This window comes from Butyrivibrio sp. WCE2006, from assembly GCF_000701985.1.
Taxonomy (GTDB): domain Bacteria; phylum Bacillota; class Clostridia; order Lachnospirales; family Lachnospiraceae; genus Butyrivibrio.
In genome coordinates this window covers 22,191-44,217 of record NZ_JNKH01000015.1, presented here as the reverse complement: position 1 = coordinate 44,217, position 22,027 = coordinate 22,191, and the positions used below count along the sequence as shown (strand labels likewise).

The 22,027-nt window shown below is 38.4% G+C and carries 19 protein-coding genes; 15 read left to right on the top strand and 4 right to left on the bottom strand.

Translation table 11 applies throughout. From position 1 onward, the window contains the following. Window positions 1-460: 460 nt before the first annotated feature. The 6 genes from T501_RS11160 to T501_RS11135 all read left to right on the top strand — a co-directional run bounded on the left by T501_RS11160 (window position 461) and on the right by T501_RS11135 (window position 5,436). Entirely contained in the window at window positions 461-1,468 is a 1,008-nt protein-coding gene (locus T501_RS11160; RefSeq protein ID WP_044914849.1) for an energy-coupling factor ABC transporter permease, read from the top strand. A gap of 49 nt (window positions 1,469-1,517) precedes the next feature. Next, complete coding sequence (gene cbiQ, locus T501_RS11155; protein WP_044914848.1) at window positions 1,518-2,291, top strand: cobalt ECF transporter T component CbiQ; 774 nt, start codon at window positions 1,518-1,520, stop codon at window positions 2,289-2,291. A 27-nt stretch (window positions 2,292-2,318) separates the two neighbouring features. Beyond that, window positions 2,319-3,065, top strand: coding sequence for an energy-coupling factor ABC transporter ATP-binding protein (locus T501_RS11150; RefSeq protein ID WP_050008267.1), 747 nt, complete (start codon window positions 2,319-2,321; stop codon window positions 3,063-3,065). Between the two features lie 67 nt (window positions 3,066-3,132). Continuing rightward, window positions 3,133-3,510 carry a metal-sensitive transcriptional regulator gene (locus T501_RS11145; protein ID WP_044914846.1) on the top strand — a complete coding sequence of 126 codons (378 nt, stop codon included), beginning with the start codon at window positions 3,133-3,135 and terminating at the stop codon, window positions 3,508-3,510. Between the two features lie 74 nt (window positions 3,511-3,584). Then, window positions 3,585-4,664, top strand: a complete 1,080-nt coding sequence (gene mnmA, locus T501_RS11140; protein ID WP_026510038.1) for a tRNA 2-thiouridine(34) synthase MnmA — start codon at window positions 3,585-3,587, stop codon at window positions 4,662-4,664. A gap of 226 nt (window positions 4,665-4,890) precedes the next feature. Further along, window positions 4,891-5,436 carry a hypothetical protein gene (locus T501_RS11135; RefSeq protein ID WP_044914845.1) on the top strand — a complete coding sequence of 182 codons (546 nt, stop codon included), beginning with the start codon at window positions 4,891-4,893 and terminating at the stop codon, window positions 5,434-5,436. A gap of 91 nt (window positions 5,437-5,527) precedes the next feature. Here the strand turns inward: T501_RS11135 and T501_RS11130 are convergent, their stop codons facing one another. Next, window positions 5,528-6,208: an NUDIX hydrolase gene (locus T501_RS11130; protein WP_155994842.1), complete on the bottom strand. Its 681-nt coding sequence runs from the start codon at window positions 6,206-6,208 to the stop codon at window positions 5,528-5,530. 48 nt (window positions 6,209-6,256) lie between these two features. Further along, window positions 6,257-7,930, bottom strand: coding sequence for a potassium channel family protein (locus T501_RS11125; RefSeq protein ID WP_044914844.1), 1,674 nt, complete (start codon window positions 7,928-7,930; stop codon window positions 6,257-6,259). Window positions 7,931-8,112: 182 nt separating this feature from the next. Here T501_RS11125 and T501_RS11120 point away from each other — a divergent pair, with 182 nt between their 5' ends. The 4 genes from T501_RS11120 to T501_RS11105 all read left to right on the top strand — a co-directional run bounded on the left by T501_RS11120 (window position 8,113) and on the right by T501_RS11105 (window position 15,984). After that, a complete protein-coding gene (locus T501_RS11120; protein WP_044914843.1) occupies window positions 8,113-9,222 on the top strand; it encodes a cation diffusion facilitator family transporter in 1,110 nt (369 codons plus the stop codon). Window positions 9,223-9,432: 210 nt separating this feature from the next. After that, window positions 9,433-9,858: a PepSY domain-containing protein gene (locus tag T501_RS20270; RefSeq protein WP_050008265.1), complete on the top strand. Its 426-nt coding sequence runs from the start codon at window positions 9,433-9,435 to the stop codon at window positions 9,856-9,858. Window positions 9,859-10,103: 245 nt separating this feature from the next. Beyond that, complete coding sequence (locus T501_RS20265; RefSeq protein ID WP_050008264.1) at window positions 10,104-13,964, top strand: carbohydrate binding domain-containing protein; 3,861 nt, start codon at window positions 10,104-10,106, stop codon at window positions 13,962-13,964. Window positions 13,965-14,211: 247 nt separating this feature from the next. Continuing rightward, window positions 14,212-15,984, top strand: a complete 1,773-nt coding sequence (locus T501_RS11105) for an MATE family efflux transporter (protein ID WP_044914842.1) — start codon at window positions 14,212-14,214, stop codon at window positions 15,982-15,984. Window positions 15,985-16,067: 83 nt separating this feature from the next. On the opposite strand, the gene T501_RS11100 is transcribed toward T501_RS11105, so the two are convergent. Beyond that, window positions 16,068-16,820, bottom strand: a complete 753-nt coding sequence (locus T501_RS11100; RefSeq protein WP_044914880.1) for a helix-turn-helix domain-containing protein — start codon at window positions 16,818-16,820, stop codon at window positions 16,068-16,070. Between the two features lie 229 nt (window positions 16,821-17,049). Between T501_RS11100 and T501_RS11095 the strand changes: the two genes are divergently transcribed. Continuing rightward, complete coding sequence (locus tag T501_RS11095) at window positions 17,050-18,411, top strand: sodium-dependent transporter (RefSeq protein WP_026510031.1); 1,362 nt, start codon at window positions 17,050-17,052, stop codon at window positions 18,409-18,411. A gap of 115 nt (window positions 18,412-18,526) precedes the next feature. Here the strand turns inward: T501_RS11095 and T501_RS11090 are convergent, their stop codons facing one another. Then, window positions 18,527-19,636: a cation diffusion facilitator family transporter gene (locus T501_RS11090; protein WP_044914840.1), complete on the bottom strand. Its 1,110-nt coding sequence runs from the start codon at window positions 19,634-19,636 to the stop codon at window positions 18,527-18,529. A 195-nt stretch (window positions 19,637-19,831) separates the two neighbouring features. Between T501_RS11090 and T501_RS22565 the strand changes: the two genes are divergently transcribed. The 4 genes from T501_RS22565 (at window position 19,832) to T501_RS11070 (ending at window position 21,731) form a co-directional block, all read left to right on the top strand. Then, window positions 19,832-20,011 (top strand): MntP/YtaF family protein, encoded by a 180-nt coding sequence (locus T501_RS22565; RefSeq protein WP_044914838.1) that lies wholly within the window; start codon window positions 19,832-19,834, stop codon window positions 20,009-20,011. Then, window positions 19,998-20,609, top strand: coding sequence for an NUDIX hydrolase (locus T501_RS11080; protein ID WP_044914836.1), 612 nt, complete (start codon window positions 19,998-20,000; stop codon window positions 20,607-20,609). The genes T501_RS22565 and T501_RS11080 overlap by 14 nt, the downstream gene beginning before the upstream one ends. A gap of 45 nt (window positions 20,610-20,654) precedes the next feature. Next, the gene (locus T501_RS11075; protein ID WP_044914834.1) at window positions 20,655-21,356 is read left to right on the top strand and encodes a YggS family pyridoxal phosphate-dependent enzyme; all 702 of its coding nucleotides are present in this window, start codon (window positions 20,655-20,657) and stop codon (window positions 21,354-21,356) included. 102 nt (window positions 21,357-21,458) lie between these two features. Continuing rightward, window positions 21,459-21,731, top strand: coding sequence for a hypothetical protein (locus tag T501_RS11070; protein WP_026510026.1), 273 nt, complete (start codon window positions 21,459-21,461; stop codon window positions 21,729-21,731). The last annotated feature ends 296 nt before the right edge of the window (window positions 21,732-22,027 follow it).

The following is a 22,027-nucleotide window of genomic DNA, read 5'->3' as shown; positions in this document are numbered from 1 at the left end:
GACTTACCAAAAATATCTCTTTAGGGAGGAGGAGCTGTCAGATGGGGAATCTGACAGCTCTGGTATGAAAAAAGTTTTGTTGGGGGAGTCAGAAGTTCTCACTTCTGATAGGATTATAATACAAAGAATGTTTGTCTAAAGTATGTACGAAGCATAAAAGAAACATAAGATTTCTAACGAAAGTTTGAATTAAATATTATAAAATCATAAACTATCATAATAATGATAATTATAGCTCAGAATATGATTTATATAATCAGATGTCCTTATTGCATATCTAAATTCATTTAGTTTCCAATTCTCATTAAAGAAAACTGAATAAATGTATCACATATAACCCCCTGGGGGGCTTGTGACATAAATAATGCCAACATATACTAACATTTAGGAACCTTGGTATTGATATTGGTTTCTATATTAAATATAATTTGGTACAATGATTTGCTGGAGGATGATTATTATGCACATGGCGGATGCCTTAGTATCACCTGCTGTTGCGGGTACAATGTATGTTTTATCAACAGGAGCAGCAGCTTATTCAATTAAGCAGGTAAGAGAGGAAAACGATCCTAAGAAGATTCCTGTGATGGGAGTTATGGGAGCTTTTGTTTTTGCTACACAGATGCTAAACTTTACAATTCCCGGGACAGGCTCATCAGGCCATCTTTGTGGTGGAATGATGCTTTCAGCTCTTCTTGGACCCTATGCGGGATTCCTTACTATGATAGGAGTTCTTTTGATTCAATGCCTGTTGTTTGCTGACGGAGGGCTGTTGGCGCTAGGGTGTAATATATGGAATATGGCGTTCTACGGGTGCTTTATAGGAGCGCTTCTTATATGGAAGCCTATTATGAGAAAAGGTGCATCAAGAGTAAAGATTATTGTGGCTTCGATTTTAGGATGTGTGCTCACTCTGCAGCTTGGAGCATTTTCTGTAACACTTGAGACATTGATTTCAGGAATAACAGAGCTTCCTTTTGCAGTATTTGTATCAACTATGCAGCCCATACACCTTGCTATCGGTGCGGTAGAAGGTCTTATAACAGCTGCAGTTCTTATTTTTGTAAACGAAGCAAGACCTGAACTTCTCTTTGGAGTTTCAGAGGAGAAGAAGGAAGCAAAGCTTTCACTTAGAAATACTATTGTTACACTTGGTGTAGTAGCTGCAATCTGTGGTGGTATCGTTTCACTTTTTGCTTCTGCATTCCCGGATGGTTTGGAATGGTCAATGGAGAAGGTTGCAGGAACTACAGAGTTAGAGGCTTCAGGCAGCGCTTATGAAGTGGCTGACAGGATCCAGACTGCAACATCACTTTTACCTGATTATGCATTTAAAAACAGTGAAGCTGCTGTAGGTACAAGCTTCTCCGGAATCGTAGGTGCATTGGTTGTAGTAGCTGTGCTTGTTGGTGCATGCTATGCCTTCAGATTTTTCAGGAAGAAATCTTCAGGTGAGAAGGTCGCCTGACTTAAAGACCTTCACAATGCAGCGTTACAGATAGCTGTAAAGAGGTTAAATGGATTCAATAGAACAAAGGTTACACGAGTTTCAAAAGTTTCAGGAATTATGGCAGCGTTCACATTGGATGAATGAACTTCATCCTTTGGGGAAGCTGCTTATTAGCGTTTTATACATATTTACGGTGGTGTCATTTGACAAATATGCGGTGGCACCACTTATTCTGATGTCTTTATATCCTATTTTCGGGTTTGTATTAGGAGAGCTATCAATCAGGACCGGGTTATATAGAATGAGACTTATTCTGCCACTGGTATTGATAGTTGGCATATTTAATCCGTTCTTTGACAGGGATATCGTACTTAGGATAGGCCAGATAGGCATTACAGGGGGAGTGATTTCCATGATCACCCTTATGCTCAAAGGCTTTTACGCTGTTCTTGCAGCTTATATTCTGATAGCAACAACATCCATTGAAAAGATATGTTATGCCCTGAGGGCCATTCATGTGCCTAAAATAATTGTAATAGTCATACTGCTGATCGAGAGATATTTTTATATAATGGGCGAGGAGGCAGACAGAATAGTAACTGCTTATAAGCTCAGGGCACCCAAACAGAAGGGCATTCATTACAGTGCATGGGGAACTCTTGTGGGAATGTGGCTTATAAGAAGCATGGACAGGGCAGGAGTAGTGTATGAGAGCATGCTTCTAAGAGGCTTTAAGGGGGATTTTGATACAGGAAAACAAAAGACAAAGCCATTTGATATAATGTATACTGCTTTTTGGATTATTGCATTTATGATTATCAGATTCGTGAAATTGTTTTGATATTGCTGATAAAAAAGAGGATATGATATGCACACCGGTATTAGCGGAGAACTACTTTCAATTGAAAAACTGAATTTTTCTTATGAGAAGGGACATCCGGTACTTATAGATATAGATTTTCATGCTAAAGACGGGGAGAACATAGGTCTTATAGGTGCGAATGGAATAGGAAAATCTACTTTCCTTAAGCTTCTTGTGGGCTTGTACCTGGATTATGATGGCAAACTCAAAGTCGCTGGGCATGAATTAAACCGGAAAAATCTTAATCATATAAGGGAACACATAGGATATGTTTTTCAGGACTCAGACAGTCAGCTTTTTATGTCAACTGTTGAGGACGATGTAGCCTTTGGCCCCAGAAACTATGGATTCTCAGAGGAAGAAGTAGAGCTTAGGGTATCAGAGGCACTCAGTAAGGTTCATATAGAGAATCTCAGGAAAAAACAGAACTATAAGCTTTCGGGTGGTGAGAAGAAGCTGTCTGCAATAGCTACGATTTTATCCATGGAGCCTGATATAATACTGATGGATGAGCCTTCAATTGCCCTTGATCCAAGAAACAGAAGGAATCTTATCGGTATTTTAAATGAACTTAAGTGCCTTAAGATCATAGCTTCACACGATCTGGATTTTATTATGGATACCTGTGAGAGAGTTATTCTTTTACATGACGGAAGAATTATTGCTGATGACAGCACAGATGTTATACTAAAGGATAAAGAACTTTTGGAAGCTCATGGATTGGAACTTCCTCTCAGATTTCAGAAGATTTGATATAACAAATGCGATTATTATGTGCTATAAATAATAAAAGTGCCAATTGATCGCATGTGAGGATTTTATGAATAAAGATAAACATGAACATTCTGATTTGGAAAATCAGGAAGATATAATTGAACATGAAAGTGGTCATGTTCATGAACACCATGAGGGAGGATTGCATAATCACTCCCATTATCATTCACCTGCTGAAAAGAAGAAGCAGATAAACAGATTAAGCAAAGCAATAGGACATCTTGGCCATGTTAAGACGATGATTGAAAATGATGAAGATTGCGCGGATGTTCTTATGCAGCTTTCTGCAGTTAATTCAGCGCTTAAAAGCCTGGGAAAAGAAATAATCAATGAACATATGACTCATTGTATTATTCATGCAATAGAAGATGGAGATACTACTGCGGTTGAAGAATTTCAAAAGGCTGTTCAGAAATTCATCTGATTGCAGAAAAGAATATTGCTTTTTTAGCTTTATGTGATTTTAAATAGAGCGGTTTAGTTAGAAATGAGGATTTTATGGAAAAAACAGCACTTATTGCCATGAGTGGCGGAGTAGATAGCAGTGTTGCGGCAGAGCTTATGGCAAAGAGAGGCTTCTCCTGTATAGGCTGTACCATGCGGTTATATGAAAATGACATGATAGGCGAGGATCTTTTTGGAACCTGCTGCAGTAAAAAAGATACCGATGATGCCAGAGCCGTTACGGAGAAAATAGGTATACCTTATCATATTTTCCACTATGAAAGAGAATTCATAGACAATGTAATTGAGCCTTTTGTCTGCAGTTATGAAAAGGGTGAGACACCAAATCCCTGCATCAGATGCAATAAATATCTTAAGTTTGATATTCTTTACAAGAAAGCCAAGGAGCTTTCCTGTGACTACATCGTGACAGGTCATTACGCAAGAATTGAGGAAAAGGACGGACACTTTTATCTGAAAAAGGCTACTGATCTTAGCAAGGATCAAAGTTATGTATTGTACGACCTTACAGAAGAGCAGCTTTCACATACCATGTTCCCCTTAGGCGAGTTTAAAAAGACTGAGGCAAGAAAAATAGCGGAGGACAATGAATTTGTAACTTCGCATAAGAGCGATTCACAGGATATATGCTTTGTGCCTGATGGCGACTATGCAGGAATGATAAAGAGATACAGAAATAAAGAGTATCCGGGTGGGGATATAGTAGATAAAAACGGTAAAGTTCTCGGACATCATGACGGTATAATTAATTACACAATAGGTCAGAGGCGTGGCCTTGGAGTTCCTGCAGACAGAAGACTTTATGTTACTGAACTTGATGTAGATAATAACAAAGTAGTTCTGTCTGATAATGAGGATCTATTCAAGCGAGAAGTTACTGTTAAGGATTTCCACTGGATAACCGGTGAAATGCCAAAGGGCGACATAAGATGCAGCGCTAAAATTAGATACAAACACAAAGAGCAGCCTGCAACTGTGACACTTCCTGAAAGTGAAGGCGGCACTGCAAAGATATTATTTGATGAACCGCAAAGAGCTATAACTCCCGGGCAGTCGGCAGTACTTTATGATGGCGATGTTGTGCTTGGTGGAGGAATAATAGTTTTAAAGTAAAAATTGTAAATTTATTTCAAAAAACTCTCGGATTAGTGATTTATAAAATCATTGGAGTAAGCATTTAATAGAGAGTTTATGGCTTTACCTGAGAAATTCAAATTATAATGAATGTACTAATGTGTATTCATTAGATAGTGCCAAAACAAATATGAACATATTGGGCTGACCTATGGAATCCAGCGCAAGCAGTACTCCTTAGGCCCAAGGATTGGAGGAATTTTCTATGGTAAGGACAAATAGATTTATAACTTCCATTGTGTCTCTTGTTATGATAATGTCTTTAGTTTTTGCACCGATCTGCCAGGTTAATGCTGCCACTGCCTCAACGGATGGGAGTATGAAGGTTAGTGCTACTGAACCTGAGGCAGGCGCAGTGGTAGAGGAAACTTATCCTGAAGTAAAGCCTGAACTTGAAGCCATGAGCCGTGATGAACTCATAGATTTCACAGAGAGCTTAATTAAGGAAAATGCGGATGGCGATGCTAACGGAAATTATAAGTTTACAGTAGAAGATGATAAGGTGGTAATTGATCTTTGGTACACCGGAGTCAATGCAATAATTAAAATTGCAGCTAATGATACTACATATAAAGCCACCTGGGACTACATTATTGAAGAAATGAGACAGCTGTGCGGTACTATGGCAGGGCTTTATAAGAAATATGGGATGGATGTTTATATAAATATCTTAAATGATGAAAATACTGAGGAGCAGCTGTTTTCCAGTAAGAATGGAGTTGTGGAATATGACATTCTTGCAACAGAATGAGTACCCTTTTTATTCTGCTTGAATTAGCTTTTGGGGATCGGTATTTTCGATTAAAGATAGTTCTTTAGCTGTTTTTGATAGTTAAGCAGTATCATAAAAGCTCAAGAAAAGTATGGAGAAGCCGTCCTGTAAATCCCCAGATAACGGGATTAGTATCCTCATATATCCACATATCATAATGCTGTATATGCCAATCGTAATAATCCATTCCTCCTGTGACGAGCCCGTAGGGGAAGTTTTTGGGAGGAATGGTTTTTCTTTGCATTTCATATTTAACAGGCGGATGATCTTTGAAAAATGAGATCGGATATGTAAATACCTTTTGCACTTCATCAGAAGAAAAAGTCATGTTGTAATTCTGAAGTAAGGCTACAAAAGGATAAATAAGAGCACCTGTTGGACCAATTATCGGTGAAAGTTCTGTAAGAATTCTGGAGCCCTGATCTTCTGGATTATTAACAGGTTTCTTACTGTCAGCTTTTGGTACACCTGAAATAAAAGAAGCCTCTTTAAATGTATCTATGGGAAGTAACAGCTCTTCGCAGATTTCTCTAATGGCAGCGTTTTTGGGGGATTCACCCTTTTCAATTCTGCCACCGGGAAAGCATACTTCACCCGGTTGGAAAGAAAGCTTCCCGGAGCGCTGTTCAAAAAGAATATTGAGCTCGTCGGATATTTCTAAGAGTGGAATTATTACAGCAGAGCTTTTGCGCGGGATTCTAGATTCAAAGTCTATATTTTCAATTTTGTTAATGATTTCATTAGTTTTCATAATAATTATTATAGTCTTGTAAATGGTATAAAGAAACAAAGCATAATTTTAACGGCCTTTTGCTTCTTTGTGAGATGCCAGCTCATCAATGAGATTCCAGCTTACTTCCACCATCTGCTTTTCAACGTCATTTAGTTCATCATATGGTCTAAGAAGATCATTGGTTCTCATATCATCATTTGTTGTCTCTGCATACTGATAATTGTGAAGATAATAAAAGCGTGTTATGCGCTTGTGTTCAAGCTTATTAAGCTGCTTCCTTTGCTCATCTGAAAGTTCGCTCCTTACCTTTGACGCCTTGCGTAATGTTTTTGAAGGAATATCATCAAAGGGTAGATTTGGAGCTTCGTCCCCAAGTAGCATTCGTACTTTCAGGCTAATGTGGTCAGTCGTGGTATAGTTCATATCCTTGATTAGACTGTTCAGATTTTCCCACATGGGTATGTTTCCATCTGAGAAAAATCTCATCATTTCATGGCGACAAAGAGCCATATCAGTCAGGCTGTTATGGAGTACAAAAGCAGGAGTAAGAACATCTCTCGTCTGACCAAAAGGAGTAGCGACGCTTCGCACGTTACTGTTATAAATATAGAGTTCCCCATTAAATGAAAAGAATTTCTGAAGTGTCTGGAGTATCTCAATATTTTCCTGTTCGGAATCATCACAGAGAATAATTCGGTCGGCTTTAGAAAGCAGCATATCATCGGTATTCCAGGGGGCATCATGAAAAATTATACTGTCTGATGTGTCTGATATTTCATTTATGCTTACTATTTCCGATAATCGTTTTCTGTTTCTGCAGTATTCATCAGAGTTTCCAAAAACATGATATTTGATGCACTGCTCTTTATAAAGAACATTAAATTCAAGAGCACGGTCAAGCAGAACACTTCCGGCGGCACCAAAACCTATTAAAAGAATGGTCTCATCTTTCTTTTTTATGGGATACTGCTGCCAGAACAGACGGGCAGTGCAGTCAGTAAGTGAAAAGAAACTGATATTCATAGGGTGATAGGATGGGGTGAAATTGGCAAGACATACTATTGGTGCACCTGTATCAGAAAGTTTTGTGGCATCCAGAAAGTTTTCCATTTCATTTTCCTTAAGGCACATCAGATGCGCATCGTAAAGAGAACCACGGCGCTCCAGCAGCTCTGAAGGTGACCACTGAACCGAAATGGCTTTAGGAGCTTTCCCTTCATCCTTGGTGCCGGAATAAATGATAACCGCATCAGGACGAACCATTTTAATGTTTTCAGTAAATATCATTGAGTAGGGAGACTGATCGGTGAATATATACCAGGGCTTTGCAGTATTTAGTGATAGAAGGATAATAGGCTTTATTCGTGATACAAACTCCATCATAAAGCCCACAAAGAAGCCTAAAAGGCCGATACCAAGGATAACAAATACCGATGCTATCACTCGGCCGGCATGGGTGACGGGATAATAATCACCATAACCTATAGTGGTCAGCGTAACTATTGAATACCAGAATGCTTCTCCAATACTATGGATTGTAGAAGCAGGATCCTTTTTCTCTATTTCCACAAGTAGTAAGAGCAGTAAGAAATATGCTAACAGGACGCCCAGCAAAATTCCTATATAACGGCGAATCATGAAAAACATACGCTTGAAAACCGAACCTCCAGAGCCCTTGTTTACAGCGTGGTTAAGCTTTAAATCATTAATTCTGTCTCTTAACGATTTCTTATTTTTCATAATAATCCCCTATGATGATAGAAAGAAATATTACTGTTAGTTCCTATGAGTAAATGTTTAGTACAATTTGATTATACATTATAGATTATTGTCTGTCATTTATAACCGGTTGCTAATTAAAGACAGAAAAGTACAATGATGATATACTTAATCTATTATCAAATGCATAAGGAGTTTACATCATGGAAAGAAATAAAACGATAATAAGAACCAGTGTGATTGGAATTATTGCGAATATTCTGCTTGCGGGATTTAAGGCTTTTGTAGGGATTATATCAGGGTCTATAGCGATAGTACTTGATGCCGTGAACAATTTAAGTGATGCGCTGTCATCGGTTATTACCATAATAGGTACCAGACTCGCAGGAAAAGAGCCGGATAAAAAACATCCGCTGGGCTACGGAAGAATAGAGTATCTAAGTGCGGCCATAATATCAGTAATTGTTCTGTATGCAGGTATTACATCTCTTGTTGAATCAATAAAAAAGATTGTAAATCCGATTACTCCATCATACCAGATGGCGTCACTTATTATCGTAGCTGTTGCAATTGCAGTAAAGATTTTACTTGGAACCTACGTCAAGAATGTGGGAGTAAAGGTTAATTCAGAATCTCTCATTGCTTCAGGTGAAGATGCTAAACTGGATTCAGTTATATCCGCATCAACACTGACTGCAGCCATAATTTTCATTGTGAGCGGAGTAAGTCTTGAAGCATTCCTTGGCGCGATTATTTCAATAGTAATTATTAAGGCAGGTCTTGAAATGCTAAGGGATAATCTGTCACTTATACTGGGTGAGAGAGTTGATCTTGAGCTTTCAAGTGAAATAAAAAAGACTATCGCTTCATTTCCTGAAGTTCAGGGTGCATACGATTTGCTTCTTCACAATTACGGTCCTGACAGATATATTGGTTCAGTTCATATTGAGGTTCCTGAGAATATTACTATTTACAGACTTGATCAGCTGCAACGTGAAATTGCCACTGAGGTGTATGTAAAGCATGGAGTCACAATCGAAGGAATAAGTATTTATTCACAAAATTCAGAAGGCTCACAGGCAGGAAGACTCAGGAATGAGATTGCAAGAAATATAATAGGAAAGCATGAAAATGTTAAGCAGATTCATGGATTCTATCTGGATGAAGTTAATGGCAGGGTTGTATTTGATATGGTAGTCTCTTTTAATGAGAAGGACAGACAAAAGCTAAGAGAAGAGGTAATCTCAGAGCTGAAGGCAATGCATCCTCAGTATGAATACAATATAAATCTTGACAGAGATTTTAGTGATTAAGTTTAAATATCGGTTGAAGAATAATTAACTTCCTGAGTGTAAAGAGGCATTCAGGAAGTTATTAAATTTCTGAAAAGAGAAAACTAAAAAATCAACAATCATATCGTCTTTATTTCATGTTTATGCACGATAGAATTGCTACTTTTCCGGTGTTATCATTAATTCGAAACATAATATAACCTTTCACCGTAAAAGAAAGGATCGGCGATTATGAAGAAGAGAAATATTTCACTGATTATAATGTCTGCAGCAATGATACTTATAATGTCAGCTCCTGTACTTGCAGCTGGAACAGAACAGAAGACAGCCGAAGGCAAGACGGAAATAACTACAGCCAAAGAAACGGATACTCCTGATGCTACAGCAAAAGAATCTGATTCCTCTGATGCTGCAGTTAAAGAAGATGAGAATGAGCCGGAGATAACATTACCCATAGAATCTGATGATGTGGCACTTCAGATTGCTCTTAAACACTGCGGATATACGAAGGAAGAGGCAGAGGAAGTAATAATAGAAAAAGATCTTGATGATGGAAAAGAAATCTATGAGGTAGAATTTTACGTAGGTGTAAGCAAGTTTGATTATGACATTGATGTTGCTACAGGAACAATAATTGAATATGAAGTAGATGATTAAAACATTGTTTTACTCATATTGTATTTGATATGTACCCCTTTTACTGGACAACTTCCGGTAAAAGGGGTTTCTTAATTTCTTGGCATTCCGAACGATTTTCATTGTTCTCTTTCAAGAAGTTATAGAAATAGAACGAATATAAGCGGAAGAGAAAGAAAATTATAAAAAAAGCATAAATTTGATATAACCTTTTTCTAAAAAAAACTAGGATGAAATTACAGTTTAGATTTATGGAGGAGAAGGACATGAGAAAAAAGGAATGGGGAAGAATGCTCGCACTGGCAATGGCAGCATCTGTCACAGCCACAGGCATACCGTTTTCAGTTCATGCAGAGGAAAATGAAAATGTTCCAAATGAGACTGAATCCGGCGATGGCTACAATCTGGTATGGCAGGACGAATTTGATGGTGATTCATTAAATACTGCTGACTGGAATGTTGAGCAGCATGAGCCAGGATGGGTTAACTCTGAGCTTCAAAGGTATACTGCACTGGATGAGGGAAATATTGAGGTGAGGGATGGCGCACTTCATATTCTTCCTAAATACATAGCAGCAGATGCACAGGAAGGGGAGGAGTCTTTAGAGGTTCTGCAGGCAGAACCACAGCATATAACAGCTGATGTAAATTATTCCGGCGCTGAAACTGATGTTGATAACGCACTGATTCAGGTCAATTTTGGTCTTATCGGAGATGTTGATGAGGAAGCAGCAAAAGCCGCTGCAGAAGTAGTATTATCAAATCTTTCTTTTACAGATAATGAGACAGGAGAGAATCTTCTTAGTAATGATGAGGTATCTTCCGGTCAGCCTGCGAAGGAATGGAATTTCAGCATCGGTGGGCAGGCATCAGCTTCGATGGAGAAACTTGACGACAAATATGTTGTCAGGATCGAAAATTCCGGCACAGAGAACTGGCATGTTCAGCTTACCTTAAACGGAGTTAAGCTGACTGCAGGACATAGTTATACATTTGCAATGGATGCAATATCCGATGTGAACAGAGCAGTTGAAATAGGTATTCTTGATACTACATGGAACTGGTATGGCGGAAGTAAAGCAGTTATCGCAGGAAGTGGAAAAGTAAGTGGCGGCAGCAGTCAGGGCGCATCAGGTGATCAATATACTTCAGGCAGAATAACAACCCAGGGCAAGCATGATTTTACTTATGGACGTTTTGAAGCAAGAGCAAAGGTTCCTACAGGAAAGGGATTTCTTCCGGCTTTCTGGCTTATGGCTTCAGATGAAGGTTTATATGGACAGTGGCCTAAATGCGGTGAGATAGACATCATGGAAGTAATGGGACAGGCTACAAATAAGTCCTATCACACAATTCACTATGGTTACAGTTCAGGTTCAGGACACAAGGAAAACCAAGGATCAAAGGTACTTGAAGGCAGCAGCTTTGCTGATGATTACCATGTATTTCGAGCTGACTGGGATCCCGGGAAAATCACCTGGTATGTAGATGATGAACAGGTTTATGAGACAAGTGACTGGTATACGGGAACTGATGATGCTAACCAGCTTACATATCCTGCACCCTTTGATCAGGATTTCTATATTATTCTGAATCTTGCAATCGGTGGCAGCTGGGTTGGATATCCGGGAGCAGAAGACCTCGATAACATAAACAGTCAGGAATATGCAATCGATTATGTCAGAGTGTATCAGAAGGATGAGAGTGAATATACTAAGGGCGAGAGTGAAGCAAAACGCCCTGAAAAAGCACCTGTAAGCTACAGAGAGGCTGATGGCGAAGGTAATTATGTAGTAAATGGCAATTTTGATAATGACCTGTCTGCAGAAGGCGAAGCTACAGATAACTGGGTGCTTCATCTGGAATCAGACGCTGCAGGTTCAACAGCTGGAGTAAAGGATAATGCTGTTACAATTATTCCTTCAGCGATCGGAGGTCAGAATCACAGTGTTCAGTTAAAACAGGCTGGAATACCTGTTTACAAGGGATGGGAGTATGAACTTTCCTTTGATGCAGTCTCTACTGAGGAACGTGACATTGTTGTTGATGTGGAAGGTCCTGATCATGGCTGGACAAGATATATGAATGACACTATATGCAGGATTGGAACACAGGAGGAACATTACTCATTAAACTTCACCATGAATGAAAAAACAGATGCCAATAGTGCTCTTGAATTCAATCTTGGAAAACAAAACTCTACAGCACCTGTAACAATCAAAAATGTGAAACTTGTACATGTATCAGGAGAAGAAATAAAGGACGGGAATACAAAGGAAATACGTCCTGATGGAAACTATGTTTATAATGGTTCTTTCGACCAGGGAGAGAAGAGACTTGGGTACTGGGAATATGATGAGGATGATGCAGCAAGTATTTCCGTAACCAATGTAAAAAACAAGAGAGAGCTGATGGTTAAGGTTGAGGTTCCGGAAGGCGCTTCAGAAGCTAATCCCGTAGCTATTTCACAGTCTGACCTTGCACCTTTAAATAAAGGACAGTATGAAATCAGCTTTAGTGCTTATCATAAAGGCGGAGAAGCAGACGGACTTACGGTAAAGGTTGCAGGTGATGAGTATACTCCTTCTCTTACAGGTGAAAAGCAGAGCTTTAGCAAGGTGATAAATGTTGACAAAAATCTTGAAAGAGAAGAGTCAAATGTAGAGTTCTCATTTACAAAGCCAGGAACATATTATCTCGATGATGTATTTTTGGCAGAGAGCGCTTTACTTAAAAACGGTTCATTTGATGCCGGACTTGCAGGATTTTCACCATATGTTTATGACTCTGTTAGTGCAAAATATGTTATAGACAATATGAATGGGAATGATAATACTTTTGCCATAACAATCGATGATACTGTTGCTGATGATGCTTCAAATGAGTGGTATGTACAGCTTAATCAGGATGGACTTACGATAGAGGAAGGCAAGTATTACTATGTAGCTTTCAGAGCTAAATCAAGTATTGAAAGAAAGATTAAGTATTGCCTCCAGGAGTTTGAAGGAGCCTGGGCAAACTACAGTGGCACAGGAGAGGTTGAGATAGGTAATGAATGGCAGAAGTTTTCTCATGCTTTCCAGATGACCAATAAGACTGACACTAAAACGAGATTCAATATCACTATGGGATCTGTCGGCGGTGAGAGAATCACAAAGCAGCATGATATTTTCATCGATGATATAGAGCTTATTGAAATAACAAAGGAGCAGTATGACAAAATAAACAGCGGAGAAATTGAAGATCCTACAACGGATCCTGCAAAAGATCCTTCTACTGAGCCTGCTGAAGAACCGGGTACAGAGCCATCCGGCAGTACAGATGAACCTTCTACTGAAGATCCAAAGGAGACTCCTGCAGAGAACCCTTCAGATGAACCTGCTCAAAATCCCGAAGGCGGATCAGGTAATACAGATGAACCTTCAGAAACACCTTCACAGACACCTTCTTCAAATGCAGGCACAGATTCACAGACACCTGCGCAAAATACAGGTACTCAGGTTCCCGGACCAGTGGTTACTCCTTCGCAGAACAATACAGGAACCCAGACAGGCAGCAGCAACACTGCACCAGGCTCCGGAGCACTTAGCCCAGAACAGAATCCAATACTTATTGAGAAGGTAGATCCGAAAATGCGTTTCGGCCCGGTTTTGATTGAGACAAATATAAACAACAACGGCAAGGCGGAAAAGGGTGAAATAAAGGCTACAGAAAACAACGTTTACGAAATTATCGGGAAGAAATCTGCAAGCTTTAGAATGAACTATATGGGGTATCTCAAAAAGACTTATTCAATACCCACCAGTGTAGTTGTTGACGGAACCAAGGTAAAAGTAACAAAGGTAGCGGAGGGTGCTTTCAGCAATAATAAGACTCTTAAGAACGTTACACTTGGAAAGAACATCACTACCATAAGTAAGGAAGCATTCTCAGGATGCGACAATCTTAAGAAGATAACTGTTAAAGGTAATAAATTAAAGAAGATTTACAAATCAGCCTTTAAGGGCTGCAAGCTTAATAAAGACTTCAAGGTTATCATACATGCCAAGAGTGATAAAGAATATGAAAAGATAGTGAAGCTCTTTAAAAAGGCAGGACTTAAAAATGTAACATTTGTGCGCAAATAAAACTATCCCCTTATAAGTTTTATCCATAATCCCTCGCTTATAACAGCGGGGGATTTTCTTTTTTTCTACGCAAGAAGACAAATATAACTACTTCAGATAAATCTAAAGCTTTAATAAAATAATACTGAAAAACGTAGATGATTATTTTTTATATGATAAAATTAATCTGAATATCCTACAGGATAGTTTCGTAAAAATCGTTCTTTTTGGTTAGTTTACAATTTAGTAAATTTCGAAAGGGGCTTATATGGATAGACAGAATGGAAATTATAAAACTATCGCCGGCTTAATGCTCAAATTATTGCCAATACAGATTCTCTTTGTAGCGGTAGGGTCAGTCAACGGGATAATTTCCAGTTATTTTGCAACTAATTTTGTCGGAGTTGATGCCATGAGTGCCGTTGGTCTATATGGTCCGGTCAATATGCTGATTTCAGCTTTTAGTACAATCTTTGTTGGTGGCGCAGCAATTGTATGTGGTAAATATATTGGACAGAATGACAAAGATAAAGTCAGAGGAGCTTTTTCGGTTGACATTGTTTTGTCTATGGCACTATCAGTAATTACTATACTGATTCTTGTTTTTATGGTCTTGTCAAATCTGACAATTGTTTTTACAAATGATGAGACTGTAAGGCACTTATTCAATCAGTATATAATCGGACAGGCTATTGGTATAATTCCATTCATTATAGGAAATCAGCTTACAGTATTTTTATCCATTGAAAACAGGCAGAAATTATCTATCATAGCGACTGTCGCATTTATCATTTCAAATTACATTTTTAATTATCTTATCGTGCAGGTTTTAAAGATGCAGGCATTTGGTCTTTCATTGGCATCTTCACTTGGAATGTGGGTATTTTGTCTGGTGGAATCGTTATATTTTATAAGTGGCAAATCCTACATAGCTTTTAGCTTTAGAAGTATGCAGTTCAATGAAGTAAAAGAGATTATAGCTAAAGGCTTTCCGGGAGCTCTGGCATATATATATCAGTCATTCAGAGGCATAATTGTTAATGGTCTTATAATTGCTTATATTGGGAGCGCTGGTATATCTGCATTTGCTACTGCTAATAATCTGATGCAATTCTTCTGGGCAGTTCCCGGAGGAATGGCAGCTGTATCCAGGCTGCTTATAAGTATTGGAATTGGCGAAGAGGATAGAAAAACACTTACAAATGTAATGCAGGGCATGTTTAAACGATATTTTCCAATGCAATGTCTGATATCATTATTCGTTATCATCCTTAGTGTTCCGTTTACCGGGATTTTTTACAAAGATCCTTCTATGCCGGTTTATATGATGACAGTGTGGGGATTTAGGATTCTTCCTATATGTATGCCGCTTACAGTTATCTGCATGCATTTTACATGTTATGCACAGGCATCAGGGAAAAATGTTCTTATAAACCTGATATCAGCTTTTGATGGGCTTATAAGTGTAGCAGTATTTTCTGCCATTTTAATAAGACCTCTTGGAATGAATGCAATATATGTAGCCAATGTATTAAATGGGGTAGTGAGTATCATTATAATACTGACATATTCTATTGTCAGGGTTAAGCATTGGCCACAAAATATGGATGAATTAATGGTTATCCCTGTAGAATTCGGAGTGGCAGATGAAGATGTAGTAAATGTGAGTGTCAATTCAATGGAAGATGTCACGAATGTAGCAGCGAAGATTCAGAGTTTTTATGAAGAAAGAGGCTTTGATCATAGAAGAGCCAGCCTGGCAGGGCTATCTATGGAGGAAATGGCGGGCAATATTGTTGAGCATGGTTTTACCAAAGACAAGAAAAAGCATTCTGTTGATATCAGAGCGATTTATAAAAATGATGAGATGATTCTTAGGATAAAGGATGACTGTATCGCTTTCGATCCTGCCACAAGAAATGACATTATTGATCCTGATGACATTACCAGGAACATAGGCATAAGAATGATCTATAAACTGGCAAAGGAAATTAATTATCAAAACGTCCTTGGACTGAATGTACTTACCGTAAAACTATAATTTTGAGGCTGTGAAAATGAAGTGTTTTTCACAGCCTTTTTTGCAGAGCTTTTAGCTATCTTTTACCGGGCTTAGCGAAACTATTAATGAAGATTGTTCCATGTAGTACCGTAATAGGTTTCTCGATATTTTTTTGGTGTCATTCCTGTATCTTCAAAAAAGAGCTTACTGAAATGACTCTGTGACGAAAAAGAAAGATAGTTAGCAATATCAATTATTGAGTAGTCGCTGAATCTAAGAAGATTTTTAGCTTTGTCCAGTTTGACGTTTCTTATGTAATCGCTTGGAGAAATACCCAGTTCATCTTTAAATAATCTGGATATATGGCTTGTGGAGTTTTGGGTGTATTCTGCCAGATCTTCGATTGTTATGCGATCATTTACATTGGAGTATATGTAATTAAGGCACTCATTAGTAGTGCGGGACAGATTTGCATTTTGCCTTAAATTCTGCATTCTGAGAGTGTAATCCATTACCATTGTTGAATGAAGGTCAGACAGAGAATCAATTGTTTTTATATCATCAAGCTTTTGAATATAGAAATCACTCAGTCTGAAAGCGCGCTCCATCTCCATGCCTTTTTCTGTACAGATACGTGTTATCAGAGCTACGCTGACTACAAAATGGTATTTTAAATTTTGCAGGGGATCTCTGGACAGAGTACCTGTTCCGCTGGAATCAAGAAAGCGGTGGTGATCTATATTGTCCTGAACAGCTTCGGTATTGCCACTGGCAACATACTGATAGAACATGTACTCATCGTTTTGCTGCCTGTGTGTGAATTCATTTTCTGATAATTGAATTTCAGTCTCTTCCCAATCTTTATCGAAATTCATAATAGTCCTTTTGATATTTTTTATTGTAGGTGTAACAAAGAAAACTACATGTCTTATTATACATTGAAAATAATTTTTTGAGTCAGGATTCTTGCTTGCTAATTCTGTTTTTGCCCCAATCATCATAAAAAATCAGCGAAGAATCTTCAATTATCCGGGAAAAATTGTGATTTAAATATGATAAAATATCATATATATATTAAGGTTAAATAGTGAAAGGAAAAAGTTTATGAGTAATGAGAGGGGGAGCTTTGCTTCAAGACTTGGCTTTATTATGGTAAGTGCCGGTTGCGCTATCGGAATAGGAAATGTATGGAAGTTTCCATATGTAACAGGTGCAAACGGCGGTGGGATTTTTGTAGTATTTTATCTGATATTTCTTATTATTATGGGAATACCGGTAATGACCATGGAGCTGGCAATTGGACGTGCCAGTGGTAAATCAGTGGTAAGGGGGTATCAGAAGCTTGAGAAAAAGGGACAGCCTTGGCATATTCATGGGTGGTTTAGTATGATAGGCTGTTATCTTCTGATGATGTATTACACAACGGTATCCGGATGGATGGTAGACTATTTCTATAAGTTTGCTTCCGGAAGTTTTTCAAAAATTGATACTGAAAGCGTTGGCGATGTTTTTGCGGAAATGATATCGGATCCGGTAGAGATGGGCATATTTATGATTCTTACGGTGATTCTTGGATTTGCTGTACTTAGTCTTGGAATTGTTGATGGACTTGAGAGAGTAAATAAGATTATGATGTCAGGGCTTTTGGCTTTGATAATCATTCTTGCGATACATTCATTGACTCTTAGCGGCGCTGCAGAGGGCGTGAAATTCTATCTTCTCCCGGACTGGAAAAGAGCGATGGATGTGGGATTAGGCAAAGTTATAAGCGCAGCGATGAATCAGGCATTCTTTACGCTAAGCCTTGGTATCGGTGCTATTGAGATATTCGGAAGTTATATGTCAAAGGAGCATACTCTCACAGGAGAAGCTATAAGAATATGTGCTCTTGATACCTTTGTTGCTATTATTTCAGGACTAATCATTTTCCCTGCATGCTTTAGCTATAATGTTGAAACCAGTCAGGGACCTTCACTTATTTTTATTACACTTCCTAAAGTGTTTATGAATATGAACATGGGGAGAATATGGGGAACATTATTTTTTATATTTATGACATTTGCAAGTTTCTCAACGGTTATTGCAGTGTTTGAGAATCTTGTGGCATTCATTTCAGACAGCTTTGGATTAAGCAGAGGAAAGTCGATACTTATAAACGGAGCTTTCATTCTGATTGCAAGCTTTCCTTGTGTACTTGGGTATAATGTGTGGAGTGATCTGCATATAATCGGTGCCAGAGATGTGCTTGATTCAGAAGATTTTATCGTAAGTAATATACTTCTTCCTCTAGGCTCGCTTATCTTCACATTATTCTGCACTTCTAAATATGGATGGGGATTTGACAAATATCTGGAGGAAACAAATACGGGAAGCGGAAAAACGATGCCTGCTATATACAAGAGTTATTTTAAGTTCGTGTTACCGATACTGATTCTCATAATATTGATACAAGGACTTGTCAGTTAATTGGTCATCTCAGGTTATAAAAACGCCCAATCTGGTGCATGATAAGCATCAATTTGGGCGTTGTTTTTTCTTAACAGAATTATGTAAGGAGTTTTACGAACTAAATGGTGTTTACTTATATATCCCTGTCAGAGTGAATGTCTATTGTATATTCAGGAAAGCTCTCAGCCATATGCATATAAGCGTGGTCAAGAGTTACATCCGGATAGGGATCGTCAAAGCTGATAATAATATCAAGGTCTATAAGGTGCTTTTCATTATCAATGTGAATTCCGTGTACCTGGAGGATTCCGTCTATATGCTCCAGTCTTCTGATTATTTCCTCACGCATATCCTTGGTGGTACTACTTACCACGCAAATTCCGATGGCACTTAATATGACATTGTAAGCATCCAGAACATCATCCTTAATATAGTGGGATATTGTATATATATTGGTAGCGGTCATATTTTCATCCACATCAATTACAACTGAACCAATAAAACGGTCAGGTCCGTAATTGTGGAGCACAAGGTCATGTACATCCTCAACTTCATCAAAACTGTTGATATAGCTTTTTATTTGTTTTGCAAGGGCTCTGTCTGCACGTCTTCCAAGGATGTCCTTAAGGTCTTCGAGGAAGAGTTCAAAACCGGATTTCATGATCCAAAGTGATATAAGAAGACCAATAAAAGCATCAATATGAATATCTGCAAAAACTGAAAGGAGGGCAGATATGAGAACCGCTACAGAGACAAAACAATCGTTTATTGCATCCTGGCCGGAAGCAATAAGAGCAGGCGATTTATTCAATTCTCCACGTTTTTTTACAAAGCTTCCAAGGATACATTTGGTAATTATGGAAATAATTACTATTATAATGGTGTAACCTCTATAGTCGGGGTTCATGGGATTGAAGATTTTATTAATTGACTCAAGTCCGGCGGATGCTCCTGCATAGATGATGATAATTGAGACTATGATCGCGCTTATATATTCTATTCGTCCATGACCCATGGGATGTTCTTCATCAGGCTGTTTTTTAGACCAATTAAGACCTATTATCGTAACAACAGAACTGGTTACATCTGTCAGATTATTTAAGGCATCGAGAAGCATGGCAATAGATCCGGCTATCATCCCGAAAATGGATTTGAGGATGACCAGACAAATGTTAACAACAATACCGATAATGGAAGTGTTAATTATGTTTTTAGTTCTGATTTCGCTCTTTTTCGTATCCATAGAGTAATTATACAACAGGTAGTATATGCGTGAGAATTATTTATTTCGATTGTTGATGTGGCATTTATATCAATGTATAATGGCGATTAGGCTATTTTGAAAACTTGTTTAGGGTTAGGTTTCGCTTATGCATGTCTTTTGGTATTTGTGTTATCTATATTCGAACTAAATAAGTAGCGTTAAGAGGGGATTATTATGACAAATTTAATATTGTTGTTTGGGAATTCAGTCCTTTTGGGGATAGGTCTTGCGATGGATGCTTTTTCTGTGTCAATAGCTAACGCGATGGCAGATCCAACCATGGCACCAAAAAGAAAGAACCTGATCGCAGGGACTTTTGCAGGAATAAGGAAGGTAAAATATGGCAATCATTAATTCAGTAGAACAGCTCACAGAGAACAAATTTGTTAATCTTTTTCATGTTGAAGGTGAGAATAAAAAGGGACATCATTCTGATTATTTTGTAGCATCAAGGTCAAAGACAAAGGATAATCTGATGATAACCACCGGGAAGAACATAGCCGATGGTGTTTCAATCTATGCTCTTTGCGGTGAGAATAAAGATAAGGTGGTTTTGGTAAGGCAATACCGTTATCCGATAAATACTTATATCTATGAATTCCCTGCAGGACTTTGTGAACCCGGAGAGGATTACAGGGAGGCAGCAGTCAGGGAACTCCATGAAGAAACAGGCCTTACTTTTCATCCTATTACGGTGGATTCAATGTATGAACTTCCCCGTTTTTCATCAGTGGGAATGACTGATGAATCTGTTGCTATGGTATTTGGATATGCCGATGGAAAAATCACAGATAAATATCAGGAAGACAGCGAGGAAATTCAGGTCGTTATAGCAGACAGGGATGAAGTAAGAAGAATACTTAAGGAAGAGCATGTGGCAATTCTTGCAGCATATCAGCTTCAGCATTTTCTTTATGATGAGGATCCCTTTGCGTTTTTGAATGCAAAGTAAGTAATGCATGAGAATACCGGTAGAAAATGTTTTGGAGGAGAAAAAATGTCAATAAAAGAAAATCTGCAGATAGTTGAAAAGAATATACAGGCTGCCTGTGACAGAGCTGGCAGGGATAGAAACAGTGTTACTCTAATTGCGGTAAGTAAGACAAAGCCTGTCTCAGATATCAGAGAGTGTATGGAATGTGAAATCACTGTTTATGGTGAAAACAAAGTACAGGAGATCCGCGATAAGACTGAGGAGATAAAGGAGCCTCTTCACTGGCATATGATCGGTCATCTTCAGACGAATAAGGTTAAGTATCTTCCAGGTAAGGTTGATATGATCCACTCTGTTGACAAGATCAGTCTTGCAGAAGAAATTGAGAAACAGGCTGCAAAAAATGATATTGTCATGGACGTACTTTGTGAAGTCAATATGGCAGGTGAGGATACGAAGTTTGGACTTACACCGGAGGAGACACCGGAATTTGTGAGAACGATTGCAAAATTCCCTCACGTACGTGTAAGAGGACTTATGACTATAGCTCCGTATACAGATGATCCTGAGACCAACAGAGTCTATTTCAGAGGACTGCGTGAGCTTCTGGGGTTACTTAAGGAAGAGAATATTGAAGGCACTCAGCTGGATACTCTTTCAATGGGAATGACAGGAGACTATGAAGTGGCAATTGAGGAAGGTGCAACCTTTGTCAGGGTCGGTACCGGTATATTTGGTGAGAGAGATTACTCAAATAATAAATGAGTTTAGCAATTTTTCATATTCATTTTATTGATAATAAATCTATTGAACTTTAGAATAGGATTAAAGAATTTTGTTGTCTGACTATTTTATTGGAGTTGTCTCATGCTTAGAACAATGCCACTTACCAAAAATCTAACATTGGAGCAGATTAACTACCTGATAGATACAGGGCATATTTTTATTGCGCCTCTTGGGCTTAACAAGACAGCATACATAGTAATCAATCACAAACCTTTCATGGTAGTTGTTACCGATGTTTCTGTAAATGGAATTCAGCTCTCCGGTTCCTGGTACAATTGGGATGAGCTTGAAAAAATGGGTGGTGTTTTCGAATCGGAGTTTGAGGCTTTGAAGGCGGTAGCTAACGGAGCCTAGTGCTACTGTAGCCAAAATTTACTATACAACTAAATAGCTAAGTGCTTACAGGTCTGACGTAGAGTCAGGCCTTTTTTTATTCAATAGAAATTCCTTCGGATTTCCTATTGAATAAAAAGCGCTCCGCTATGGATGCGACTGGTGCGCAGATGAATTTTGCAAGCTAAAGCTTGCGCGCACCAGCGCGCAAAGAGTCGCGAGCGACTCTTTGTTCTCATATAAGAAATTCCGTTGGATTAAGAGATAACAAATTATTTAGTAATTTTATAAGAAGTTAATTTTTAATTTTGTTAACT